10 protein-coding genes and 1 pseudogene are annotated in these 11,930 nt (G+C 44.5%); 2 read left to right on the top strand and 9 right to left on the bottom strand.

Going from position 1 to position 11,930, the window contains the following annotated elements; all coding sequences use genetic code 11:
* Positions 1-38: 38 nt before the first annotated feature.
* The gene (locus tag ACM2FC_RS21460; protein WP_498483094.1) at positions 39-974 is read right to left on the bottom strand and encodes a LysR substrate-binding domain-containing protein; all 936 of its coding nucleotides are present in this window, start codon (positions 972-974) and stop codon (positions 39-41) included.
* A gap of 128 nt (positions 975-1,102) precedes the next feature.
* Here ACM2FC_RS21460 and ACM2FC_RS21455 point away from each other — a divergent pair, with 128 nt between their 5' ends.
* Both ACM2FC_RS21455 and ACM2FC_RS21450 read left to right on the top strand, forming a co-directional pair.
* Positions 1,103-1,990: an alpha/beta fold hydrolase gene (locus ACM2FC_RS21455; RefSeq protein ID WP_498483093.1), complete on the top strand. Its 888-nt coding sequence runs from the start codon at positions 1,103-1,105 to the stop codon at positions 1,988-1,990.
* The gene (locus tag ACM2FC_RS21450; RefSeq protein ID WP_498483092.1) at positions 1,987-3,297 is read left to right on the top strand and encodes an anaerobic C4-dicarboxylate transporter family protein; all 1,311 of its coding nucleotides are present in this window, start codon (positions 1,987-1,989) and stop codon (positions 3,295-3,297) included. The genes ACM2FC_RS21455 and ACM2FC_RS21450 overlap by 4 nt, the downstream gene beginning before the upstream one ends.
* An 80-nt stretch (positions 3,298-3,377) precedes the next feature.
* On the opposite strand, the gene ACM2FC_RS21445 is transcribed toward ACM2FC_RS21450, so the two are convergent.
* From ACM2FC_RS21445 to ACM2FC_RS21410, 8 genes and pseudogenes are all read right to left on the bottom strand, one after another.
* On the bottom strand, positions 3,378-3,821 hold the full coding sequence (locus ACM2FC_RS21445) for an ATP-dependent zinc protease family protein (protein WP_498483117.1): 444 nt from the start codon (positions 3,819-3,821) through the stop codon (positions 3,378-3,380).
* Positions 3,814-4,860 carry a succinylglutamate desuccinylase/aspartoacylase family protein gene (locus ACM2FC_RS21440; protein WP_498483091.1) on the bottom strand — a complete coding sequence of 349 codons (1,047 nt, stop codon included), beginning with the start codon at positions 4,858-4,860 and terminating at the stop codon, positions 3,814-3,816. The genes ACM2FC_RS21445 and ACM2FC_RS21440 overlap by 8 nt, the downstream gene beginning before the upstream one ends.
* Positions 4,860-5,168 (bottom strand): CorA family divalent cation transporter, encoded by a 309-nt coding sequence (locus ACM2FC_RS21435; protein ID WP_498483116.1) that lies wholly within the window; start codon positions 5,166-5,168, stop codon positions 4,860-4,862. Before ACM2FC_RS21435 ends, ACM2FC_RS21440 begins: the two co-directional genes overlap by 1 nt.
* 350 nt (positions 5,169-5,518) lie before the next feature.
* Positions 5,519-5,711: pseudogene (locus tag ACM2FC_RS21430) on the bottom strand (transposase); the annotation flags it as partial.
* 329 nt (positions 5,712-6,040) lie between these two features.
* The gene (locus ACM2FC_RS21425; RefSeq protein ID WP_498483090.1) at positions 6,041-9,064 is read right to left on the bottom strand and encodes an Ig-like domain-containing protein; all 3,024 of its coding nucleotides are present in this window, start codon (positions 9,062-9,064) and stop codon (positions 6,041-6,043) included.
* Positions 9,065-9,371: 307 nt separating this feature from the next.
* The gene (locus tag ACM2FC_RS21420; protein ID WP_498483115.1) at positions 9,372-9,632 is read right to left on the bottom strand and encodes a zinc ribbon domain-containing protein; all 261 of its coding nucleotides are present in this window, start codon (positions 9,630-9,632) and stop codon (positions 9,372-9,374) included.
* A gap of 187 nt (positions 9,633-9,819) precedes the next feature.
* On the bottom strand, positions 9,820-11,316 hold the full coding sequence (gene ltrA, locus ACM2FC_RS21415; RefSeq protein ID WP_498483089.1) for a group II intron reverse transcriptase/maturase: 1,497 nt from the start codon (positions 11,314-11,316) through the stop codon (positions 9,820-9,822).
* The gene (locus ACM2FC_RS21410; RefSeq protein WP_498483088.1) at positions 11,297-11,581 is read right to left on the bottom strand and encodes a hypothetical protein; all 285 of its coding nucleotides are present in this window, start codon (positions 11,579-11,581) and stop codon (positions 11,297-11,299) included. The genes ltrA and ACM2FC_RS21410 overlap by 20 nt, the downstream gene beginning before the upstream one ends.
* Positions 11,582-11,930: the final 349 nt, after the last annotated feature.

The following is an 11,930-nucleotide window of genomic DNA, read 5'->3' as shown; positions in this document are numbered from 1 at the left end:
ACATTTGTGAATCAACATGCCGTTTGTACTTCAATAATTCACGAATCGTGAATTAGTCCTGATTGCTCAAAGTAAAGTTGCAGACTTTCAACACATGCGCGCAGCTTAGCTGAGTGTGATAAACGAGTAGGATAAATAGCCCAGATATTGGCGTTTTGAGCATACTGAGGCAAAACCTGAACTAGCTCACCACTTTTGAGATACCTTTCCACATCCCAAAGAGAACGCAGAATGATTCCTCTTCCATCAAGCGCCCATTGCAGTACGATTTCGCCGCTGTTGGAAGATAACCGCGCGGGAATTTTTACGGTTGTTTCACTCACAGCATCACTCAAACTCCATATACCAAATGGTATATTTCGTTCTTTGATAACTAAACAGTTATGCTCTTCTAAGTCAGTCAAGGTTGTTGGTTCACCAAACTGCGATAGGTACTCAGGACTTGCACACAGAATCCTCTGGTTATCGACTAGCGGCTTACAGATGTGTTGTTGGGGAAGATCATTACCTACACGGATCTCTAAGTCGAATCCTTCCTGGATCAACTCCACTGCTCGATCAAACACTTCTAAGCGAATCTCTAACTCTGGGAATTGCTCGGCTAACTGGGAGATAGCTTTTGAGATATGATTTCGACCAAAACCAAAGCTACAGCAGATGTTTAGAGTACCACGCGCAGTTTGGCTCACCTTTGATAAGTCATCAATGAAGTTATCCATATCTTCAATGATCCGTGTGGCCCATTTTTGAGCATGGATTCCATCTTCAGTTAAAGCCACTTTTCGCGCAGAGCGGTGAAACAGTTTTGTACCGAGAGTTTTTTCGAGAATATTAATTCGCTTGCTTATATAGGCTGGTGACTGACCGAGATTTTCTGCGGCAGCGACAAAGCTTTCTTTACGAATTATAGTTAAAAATACCCTTAGATCTTCAGGTAGAGGAAATTGTTTACGATTCGTGTTTGATAAAACCATAATTTACCTATTTATCCATAAATTGGGTATGCCTATAGTAGACTTAATGTGCAATTAAATGGCAATTAAAACAGACCTAACGCCTAAGCACAAACTAATGTGAAACAATTTGTTAGGAGTATACGGTTATGTTTTCCAGATACAAAGAGTCGACACTTTTTGTTAATGGGGTTAACATAAAGTATCGCATTGGCGGGCAAGGGCCTGCATTGCTCTTACTACATGGACACCCTCAAACCCACTATATTTGGCATAAGATTGCAGACCAACTTGCCAAGCGCTTCACCGTTATTGCTGCTGACTTGCGCGGTTATGGTGACAGTGACAAGCCAGAGTCAGATTCAGCGCATTATACCTACTCAAAGCGTATGATGGCGTTAGATATGGTTGAACTCATGGAGCAACTGGACTTTAAACAGTTCTCAATTATTGCCCATGATCGCGGTGCACGTGTAGCTCACCGCCTGGCACTTGACCACTCAGAGCGTGTTGAACGCATGATGCTACTCGACATTGCTCCCACGCTCTCTATGTACCAGCAAACCAACGAACAGTTCGCTCGAGCATACTGGCATTGGTTTTTCCTAATTCGCCCAGCCCCGCTACCCGAAAGTTTGATTGAGTCAGACCCTCATCTTTACCTCAAAAGCGTTATTGGTGCTCGTAGCTCTGGTATGGGACCTTTCACCAAAGAAGCAGTTACTGAATACGCACGTTGCTTAAAACTCGAGGGGGCTGCACGAGGGATTTGTGAAGATTATCGCGCTGCCGCAACCATCGACTTAGAGCATGACCAACGAGATATTGAGTCTGGCAACAAGATCACCTGCCCACTATGCGTTTTCTGGGGTGTGACTGGCACGGTAGGTAAAGTATTTGATGTGATTGAAGAGTGGAAACTCGTCGCAACTAATGTGGTTGGCAACCCACTACCGTCGGGACACTACATTCCTGAAGATGTACCAGAGCTATTAATGGTTGAAATTGAGCACTTCTTTGTGGAGGAGCACACATGATTTATATGCATTTACTCTTACTCGTTTCCACTGTGGTTCTGGCTGCGAGACTCGGCGGTATCGGTGTCGGCCTTGCAGGTGGTGTGGGTATGTCCATTGCGGTATTTGGCTTTGGTCTTGAACCGGGGAAAATGCCCATCTCCGTGCTCTTGATCATTCTTTCGGTGATCTTGGCCCTTGCAGTGATGCAACGAGCTGGAGGGCTTGACTACATGGTTAAAGTTGCTGAGCGCCTACTGCGCAATAACCCTAAATATATCAATGTACTTGCTCCACTGACTACGTTTACTTTAACTGTTTTGTCTGGCACGCAATACACAACACTTTCTATTCTTAATGTTATCCAACAAGTGGCGAAGTCGACCAATGTTAGGCCGAGCCAGCCACTCACAGCATCTGTAGTAGCTTGCCAAGTCGCAATTACTGCTTCCCCAATTTCAGCAGCAACAGCAGCGATGTGGGTGGTGGTTGAGCAGATGGGTGTTAGCTTTGGCTCAGTCCTCGCCGTAATCATTCCAGCAGGCTTGGTCGCAGCATGCGTGGCAACATTTGTTGCGGTTCGACAGGGGTGCGACTTACTAGATGATCCTATCTACAAAGCACGCATAGAAAGAGGTCAGATAGAGAAAGTTCAATTGAGTGATGACAAGGCTCCAGATGTACCAGAAGCAAAACGTTCAGTACTTATCTTCTTAGCGTCGGTAGCCTTTATAGTTTTAATGCTGATGTTCAAGAAAGTGATCGGTCATGGTTTAGGCTCTCGTGACCTAATCGTGATCACCATGTTTGTCTCTGCACTAATCACTGCCTTTACTTGTAAGGTCAACTTGAAAACTATAAAAAAAGCCAGTGTACTTGCTGACGGCGCTGAGTCACTCATCGTCATCTTAGGTATTGCGTGGTTAAGTGGAACCATTATTGGTGCGCATATCCCAGAAATTAAAGCGCAAGCAGGTATTTGGCTGGAAGCTTATCCTATGCTACTGGCGTTTATCTTCTGGATCACCAGTGCGGCGTTGTTTAGTCACGGCGCAACTAGTGCTCTGCTCATTCCAATTGCTGGCAGTATGGGGATTGCACCTGAGTTTATCGTCGGTAGTTTCGTTGCTATGAGTGCTATGTACATTACCAACATCTACCCCACATCGGCATTCGCCATCTCTACTGATGACACAGGGTCATACGAGAGTAAGCGCTGGAACGGCTCTAAGTTCTTTAACCACCCATTCATTTTGCCGGGCATCTTAGGAATCGTTGCCGCCGTTCCATTTGGCTTTATGTTGGCAAATGTGTTTATTGCTAATTAGTATTTAAGCTCTTGCATTGTTAACTCAATAGCGGTGGCGGTCATAAGGGGGTATCTGCCTCCTATCCACTTAATCCACCGCTAGTCTTCGTCGGCGATGCCTTGTATCAAAGTAAACGTGCTGCTTGGGTCGACATATACACGATCGCCCATGCCTTCTCGCCCCAACAACATGGAATAGCTCATCTCTTGTCTATTGGTTAAGGTGATCTCTATAGGCCATTGGTGTCCACCAAGCTCGAATAGTGTGCGTATAACGCACCGCTGCTCGGAGTCACCATTGGAGGATTTGATGCGACGTAAGTCCACCACAAGCGCTTCACATTTCACCGTCTCATCTAATTGATAAATGTCGGGATGCAAATCAAACGATACGTATAACTGTCCTTGCTTCTTCACTTTTTGAATATTGTCGACGTGCAAAGAAGATGTTTTCGCCCCGGTATCAATACGGACTTCTAAATCGTGAATACCAAATTCGGGTAGGTGGCATAGCTCCAAATTGCCAATGATCATTCTATCCATTGCCATGGCTGATTTCCCTTGATTGTTCTAACTCTGATTGTAAGGATTCCTGCATCAGTTCAATGTGCTCGACGACGTCGTCTTTGTCTTTCCCAAAATACGCAACATGAAACATGGCATCACCTTCTTGAACGAGCGGGATATTCTGTTTTCCAATGATGATGCCAGAGCGAGTAGACTTAATTTGTTGAATCAGTTTACCCAACGGCGAATTGATGTCTGCCAGTGTTTGCCCTCGCTCGACTTGGTCGCCTAACTTGACGTATTCACGCACAAATCCACTGCCCATGGCGCGTATCCACTCACTTTTATTGGCAATAAAGGGCTCAATATTCAATTTTTTTCGGCGCTGTTTACGAATCACACCTAAACTCATGAGTACGTTTTTAATGCCCGTCATTCCCGCGCGAATCGATATCTCATCAAAACGCAGAGCTTCTCCTGATTCGTACAGCAGTATTTTAGTGCCATGTGCCGTCGCCGCTTCTCTCAGTGAGCCATCTCTGAGCACTGAATTCAACAAGACCGGGACCCCGAACACCCTTGCCATGGCTAACGTATCCTCATCACTCAAGTTTGCTCGAATTTGGGGAAAGTTAGAGCGATGAATGGCGCCAGTATGCAAATCAATCCCGTAGTCACATTGCCGGACAATGTTCACCATGAAGGTATGTGCGAGCCGTGCGGCCAAAGAGCCTTTGGCGGACCCTGGAAAACTGCGATTCAAGTCACGTCTATCCGGAAGATAACGGCTTTGATTCAGTACACCATATACATTTACCATAGGCACCAAAATTAATGTCCCACGAATGATGTTCAATTGGACATCGATTAAACGACGGATGATTTCAATACCGTTCAGTTCATCACCATGAATGGCGGCGCTCACGAAAACAATCGGTCCGGGCTTTTTGGCTCGTTGCACATGGACAGGAATAGACAGCTCAGTATCTGTGTACAATTTCGCCACCGGCATATCAATTTGCCGCTGCTCTCCTAGCAAAATATCGATATCGGCAATCGTCAGCATATCTCTCATCAGCCTTTTCCTTTTGTCTTTTTGACAATCGCCTCGGCGGCCATGTCTATTGCGGGGATGGGAGACTGTGAAAGCGTGACGAGTACATGCTCGGTCATCCATATTCGTAAAGAGATAAATTCCATCGTGTTTTCTGAAAAGCTGGACATGGCCCTTAGGGTCAACACCATCTCTTCTTCGGAGTGAAGAAGCAATCTTGATCTCGTGAATTCTTCGCACAGGGCACTCAATGTGACGTGGTCTAAGGTTAAATGCTCACTCAACCAATCGTGAGAAACAGCCATGTCTCCTTCTAAGTGGACCCATATTCGCTCAAGAGGCTCCTTGAACGTGATTGATTCAAAGTTATCCTGGCGAACTGCGTGTCCTGATTACAATGTGATAGCGAACACAACCCTCTCCATTTTTTGTCTACAAAAAACTTAGCGGGAAATTCCCTCAATACAACCTTCCTTTTCTGCTCATTAAATCAAGCATAAAAACTCAGTGGAAAAAATATGGGTTTGTGCTTTATTTTTAGTTGCCTCATTTACTATCCGCTCGCTTCTTACTGATAGCCAATCCGAGTACATCACAACTTCGTAGTGACAAGGCGATAGAGCAACTATCCAAAAGTGACAGTAACGGTACACGCCGTATTTATTCGGCTCTTCTCCGCTTAAGTGAGCTTGATTTTTGGATAAAACATTGTGTGCGTTTCTATCACTGATATTTGCCTTATTATCTTTAACTTGAAGTATTCTGTGTCCCTGATTCCTCTTGCTCACTTTCTTAACAAGCCCATTGACACATTACCGGCTTCGATTGGCACTGGTCAGCCCGTATTTCGCATAGTTGCAGATGCCTTCTCTATGTGCTTGGGGCGGTACAGGAAAGTCACGAAGTACAAAAAGCTTCGAACGCCTAGTGAGGGAAGCGACTGAGACAGCACGTGTTTCTCGATGCTCTTGGCCGTTTCCCCAACGAATACCAAGGTGTCGGGAAATCGCTTGAATAGTGGTATGCCGGCACAGAACACTTATCATCTGGCAGAATCGGTAAGTGTATAGGCCACCTTTAGAGACAAAATAGAAATGCTCTAGTCAACGAACCGTATCAGAAGTCCGGATTTGTGCGAGTTCGATATCGATACAGCCAAGGTGGCCAGAGATAGGAAGACCTCGCATACGCCTTGTACAACCTAATTGGAGACTGATATGCAAGTTACGCCTTTAGGATCTTGAGCTAAGTTGGTATTGGTATTGCTACCCCACAGATATACGTTGTAAAAGCTACCTGAGCTTAAGTAAGAGGTACTTGACCAATAAGGCCTATCGACTGGCCAACCATGTGACACATAAAGGTCTCCGCCATTATCAATTCTAAAACCTTCTAATTCGTTTTTTGACGGTAATCGCCAATCTGTTTTACCAGCAAAACTTAATGTAGATAGATCATCACACCACCTGTCTGCCTGTCCACCAACTGCGCTTGGCCAGCTATGGCCAATCAGATTAAATTCATAGAATGTACCATTCGGCCCAGTAACCCCACTCCCTGTATAAGCTTGGGCATAAGTTTTGCCAGTAGGGTCATTAACGTTTAGTGTGTATCCAAGTAAGTCAACAACTGCTTTACTTGGAGTTGAAGTAAACCAGTCACCGGCACTATTGGTTGCCACTTTCAAACATGAACCAACGGCATTTGAAGTATCGGTATCATCTACCCCTATACCACACATACTAAATGGAGCCACGGCTAATATGGTGACAGTAATTGATCCACTTGGGACTCCATTTAGTGAGGCTTGTATCGTTGTAGAGCCCGTTGCGATAGCCTCAACAAGACCAGCATTAGAAATTGTCACGATACTCGTATCGTTGCTAAACCAAGCGACTGAGCTAGTGAGATCTTGGATGCTTGCATCACTAAAGGTCCCTGACGCAGTCATTTGTTGGCTGCTACCGACAGTAATGCTTGGTGATACTGGTGTTAAATCTATGCTAGTGAGTATGGCCGAAGTCACCGTCAAACTTGCTGTATTGCTACTAACTCCATCTCTATAGGCAGTTATTGATGTTTCTCCCACCGCTATACCTCCAGCCAAGCCATTGCTCGTCACTGCCGCTATACTGGTATCCGAGCTCTTCCACGTGACTGAACCACTGATATCAACGTTTGTCGCATCGCTGTATGTCCCTATTGCACTAAACTGTTGTTCGTAACCAATTGCTATGCTTTCGGATGATGGCGTCACTTGAATACTAGATAATGTCGCTGACGTGACAGTAATCGAGGAACTATTGCTCGTTACCCCATCGAAATAAGCGGTAATATTTGTGCTGCCAGCTGAAATACCTTCTACAACACCTAATATAGTCACTGTAGCAACACTAGTATCATTACTTACCCATGCCACGCTACCAGAAATATCTACCTCTGTTGAGTCACTGTAAGAGCCAATCGCCGTCATCTGTTGAGTGTTTCCTGACGCCAAGCTAGCACTGGTAGGTGTGACCAGAATCGAGCTTAACGTTGCCGATGTCACCGTCAAATTAGTGGTATTGCTAGTAACACCATCCAAGTAAGCGGTTATGGATGCACTTCCTGCAGACACACTTTCAACGAGTCCCAATGTGGTGATTGTCGCCACACTTGTATCACTGATAATCCAAGCAACGTCACTACTAATATCCAAGCTCGTTGAATCAGTGTATGTTCCAATTGCTGTAAACTGTTGTTCATTACCCAATGCAATGCTTGGTACTGCAGGAGTAATTTGTATCCTAGATAATGTAGCCGATGACACTGTCATAGTAATGCTATTGCTTGTAATAAAATCGAGAGATGCGGTGATGGTCGTACTACCTACTGCAGCACTTTCTACTAAGCCTTCACTATCTACTGTGACAATATCGGTGTCGTTACTGACCCATGCGACAAGACTGGTAATATCCGCACTCGTTGAGTCGCTGTAAGTTCCTATAGCTGTTAGATTTTTACTGCCACCTAAGGCCACACTTAGGGTAACTGGGGTAACCTGAATACTCACTAGAGTTGCGCTGGATACAGTCACACTAACAGTATTGCTAGTGACACTATCCAGTGTAGCAGTTACCGTAGCATTACCGTTAGATACTCCATTTACTAAACCTGAAGATGACACTGTCGAAACGCTAGTACTACTACTTTGCCAGTTTACACTATTCGTTATATCTACATTAGTTAAGTCACTATAGGTCCCAATAGCAGTAAGCTGTTCGGTACCTCCAGCAGCAATATTCACCATAGCAGACGTTACTTGAATTGAGGACAACGTAGCTGACGTAACCTCCATTGTAATGGTGTTACTTGTTACACTATTTAATGAGGCACTAATAGTTGTGCTTCCGATCGACTTACTTTCTGCTAACCCGTCACTATCTATGGAAACAATCCCCGTGTCACCACTGGCCCAAGCTACGCTATTTGAAATATTAAGTGTAGAGTTGTCACTAAAAATCCCAATTGCGGTTAATTGTTTGTCTATTCCCAAAGGCACACTTGGAGCTGGAGGGGTAATCTGAATACTACTCAGAGTTGCTGAAGTAATACTGACCTTCGCAGATTGACTTTCAATTCCACCGAGTGTGGCTTTCATCGTTGTGCTACCAACCCCATTCGCTGATAGAAGTCCTGATGAACTTACTGTCGCGATACTGGTATTTGCACTTTCCCATGTAACACTACTTGATATATTTTCTACCGTGAAATCGGTATAAATTCCTGTAGCAACCAATTGCAAGGTATATCCGTTTGCTAGGGAGCTGATAGGGGGAGTGACTTGTATATGAACTAACTCAGCTGCGGTTATCTCAAATTCCATTTCATTACTTGTTACTCCATCATATTGAGCAGAAATAACTGTCGAACCAAGACCTAGTGCTTTTATTTCACCTTTTGACACCGACAGAAACTCTGGCGACGAGTTATTCCAAGCTACGCTATCGGTAATATCGTCGTTAGAGCCATCAGCATAATATGCGGTAGCCGTTAATTGGTACGAGTTACCTTTTGGTATCGTGTAATCAGTTCGACCTCTAGCGGTCACCTGATTTGTTGTCAACACAATAGATCTAATTCCACTATTAGAGCTTGAGTCATCTTCGAATGCACCTTCTGAATTGCACCCTAACAGGAATAGCGGAAGTAAAAATGTCGTAATACACCATGATAACTTTTTCATTGAAACCTCAATATCAACTATCGCGCACTATCTCTTTTGCTGTTCCTTAGCTGCTTCACTAATTGTTATTCGAGAAATCTCAACTCCTTTGAATACAATAAGGTGAGTCGTTTATAAATAGAATTAGATATAATTTTAAGTATTATTTACCGTAATTTACACCTATTATATTTATAATATAGATTAAAAGTCAACATGTCAGGCGTCATATGTGACTTCTCATCGCTCTTATCGGGTAATGCCTCTTATTCCATTAGCCGTTGTTCAATAGTATCGAGACTTACGCAGATTCCATGAGCGGAGACGACTATCCAACCGCCTTTAATTCCAGAATACTTTTATCACGAATATTGAGGACGGCATTTAAGTCGCGGTCTATATCTGTGGTGCCGCAAGATGGGCAATCCCATTTGCGAACCGACAAGGGCATGTCTTCCATTTTGTGACCGCAACAATGGCAAGTTTTAGAGCTGGCGTACCACTGGTCGAGCATAACTAGATGCTTGCTTTGCTCTTTCAGCTTGTATTCCAACTTAACAACAAAGCTATGCCATGAAGCATCTGCTATGTGTAAGGGCGCGACAACATAACCACGCCGACTTGATTACATCGAGAATTTCTGGCTCGCCGGGTAAGCATGGGACTGTCGCCAGCCCCAGCTCCCCTAAGAACCATGCATGCGAGTTTCCCAGCACATGGCTCAAGCCTTTCCAAGGCCAAAGTTGACCCGGTAGTAAAACGCAATTCTTGATATATTAAAATGTAGAGTAACCATCCAAGTTCATCATGCTACGAGCCTGTCTCTCCTTTTGTAACCTTTCACGGTTAAGGAAGTACTGATAGTAGCTAGGGTCATAAGGATTGGCATCTCCTCTAATTTTAATGTGTCGTTGGATTTTTACCTTGGATGCTTCAGCAAGATCATAGTCAATCACGTAGCCAGCCTTATTAAAGGTCTTCACAGAAAAGACCCAGTTTCTCAGTCCGCAACAGCGGTAATACTTTTGTTTGCGCCACTGAGCACTTTTGTTTGGATGCCTGCGCTTTACCCACTGCCAAAGCATGCGGAAAATACGATTGTCTACATAGGTGAAAGTACGTTTCGACACCACATGCCTGTAGTAATTCGACCATCCTCTTATTTTGGGGTTGAGCTGTCGGATAAGCTCTGCGGTCGTTGAACAGCCACTGTCATCGATAGTACTTTTTAGCTTGGCTAAAAAGGCTTTGATATTCTCTTTGGCTGGTTTGATAAGCAGCTTGTTTTTGTACTTACGTACGTTAAAACCGAGAAAATCAAATCCATCGGTGATGTGAGTAATGTGTGTCTTTTCCTCAGAGAGTGTTAACCCTCTTTGTTCTAAGAAGGCGATTATCGCTGGCTTTATCTTCGTTTCGAGCACTTCCTTTGAAACACCCGTGACGATAAAGTCGTCGGCATACACAACAACATTGACCTTATCTCGGGTAGTGGCTGCGGCTTTTACCGCTTGTTCTAAGCCGGTTAAAGTATGGATGAGTAATGTCGGCGAAATAATCCCGCCTTGCGGTGTGCCTTCTTGAGTGGAGTGGAACTCTGCTTTCTCTATGTATCCGGCTTCTAACCATTTCCTGAGAACTGTTTTGTCCATTGGAACATGTTCGAGAAGCCATGAGTGCGAGATTTTATCAAAGCAAGACTTTATATCTCCTTCTAGGACCCATTTTGCCGCACTCTTTTGGCTTAAACTATTGAAACATTGTTGAATAGAGTCAGCACATGAACGTTTGGGCCGGAAGCCGTAAGAGTTTTTATCGGCTAGAGTTTCCGTAATGGGTTCTAAGGTGAGCAAGTACAGAGCTTGCTGTGCCCTATCAGTCATTGTCGGGATTGAGAGCGGGCGGAGTTTCCCGTTCTTTTTAGGGATATAAATACGTCTTAATGGAAGAGGCTGATATCCTCTTCGTTTGATACTTCTCGCAGCGTGTAGTTTCTGCTTTGGTGTTGTCCATACAACATCGTCAATGCCAGCCGTCTTGCTGCCATTGTTTTGCATAACTCGTTTAGTCGCAAGTAGCTTTGCTGAAAACGAGTGTGAAAGAACCCATTGCAACGCCTTAGCTTTGCCCTGTTTCCCTTCACTTACTGCCTTTGCAATACGCACTTGAAGCCGTCGTACTTGATTCTCGACTTTCGTCCAATCGATGGTGTTCCAGTCCAGTTGGCAAGTAGAGGATGCACCGTTCAATGTATTACTCTTCATTGTCGTCATTTGCTTTTCCTCTTAATGATGGTTCTTCGAGTTCTCTTGCAAGAAAAGACCAGTCGAACGTGGGCTCACTTTCGTGCCGGATAACCTTAAAACCCGTATCCAAACGATTACGGTTTGGCATTCGCTTCTTTCGACCTCCTGTTCCCACACCACCATAGGTTAACTTTGCAGTTAACTGTCTCGTACTACCGAGAGTGATAAGGGGTTTCCACGTTCCCCTATAGAAGTCTGTCGGGTTAGGCTCTTGCTGTCGACCGGGTAACATTGTTGATTGCGAAGCCGCATAAAGTAGACGACTTACCAGTTACCGTTGCCTTTTGGCTCATGCGCTATAACCACTTCCGCATGTCTATCATTACGGCCTTTAACGCAAGCAGAGAAACACGGCTTTGTTCCTCCAATCGTTGCCAGCAAATGGCTTGTGCCTATCGTTCTAACAGGCTGGGCGACCTCTATTGCGTTCTGGGTTGCCGCCCTGTGTTTAATAATCAAACATTAAGGGCTGAGGGATCCCCACGAATTTCATCATAGCCCCTCCATCTGTATTGTTAGCATCGATAGTTGACTCAATGCGTAGATAATAAGGGGCTCGTCTGGACAATATCGTGCATCAT

It is taken from the genome of Vibrio sp. A37 (assembly GCF_059777565.1).
This window is presented reverse-complemented; position numbering and strand designations above follow the sequence as displayed.

Bases quoted from the DNA above. Each gene is read 5' to 3' on its own strand.
- ACM2FC_RS21440 (WP_498483091.1), bottom strand. From the start codon at position 4,860: ATGAGAGATATGCTGACGATTGCCGATATCGATATTTTGCTAGGAGAG.
- ACM2FC_RS21410 (WP_498483088.1), bottom strand. From the start codon at position 11,581: ATGTTACCCGGTCGACAGCAAGAGCCTAACCCGACAGACTTCTATAGG.
- ACM2FC_RS21425 (WP_498483090.1), bottom strand. From the start codon at position 9,064: ATGAAAAAGTTATCATGGTGTATTACGACATTTTTACTTCCGCTATTC.
- ACM2FC_RS21460 (WP_498483094.1), bottom strand. From the start codon at position 974: ATGGTTTTATCAAACACGAATCGTAAACAATTTCCTCTACCTGAAGAT.
- ACM2FC_RS21445 (WP_498483117.1), bottom strand. From the start codon at position 3,821: ATGGATAGAATGATCATTGGCAATTTGGAGCTATGCCACCTACCCGAA.
- ACM2FC_RS21455 (WP_498483093.1), top strand. From the start codon at position 1,103: ATGTTTTCCAGATACAAAGAGTCGACACTTTTTGTTAATGGGGTTAAC.
- ltrA (WP_498483089.1), bottom strand. From the start codon at position 11,316: ATGACGACAATGAAGAGTAATACATTGAACGGTGCATCCTCTACTTGC.
- ACM2FC_RS21450 (WP_498483092.1), top strand. From the start codon at position 1,987: ATGATTTATATGCATTTACTCTTACTCGTTTCCACTGTGGTTCTGGCT.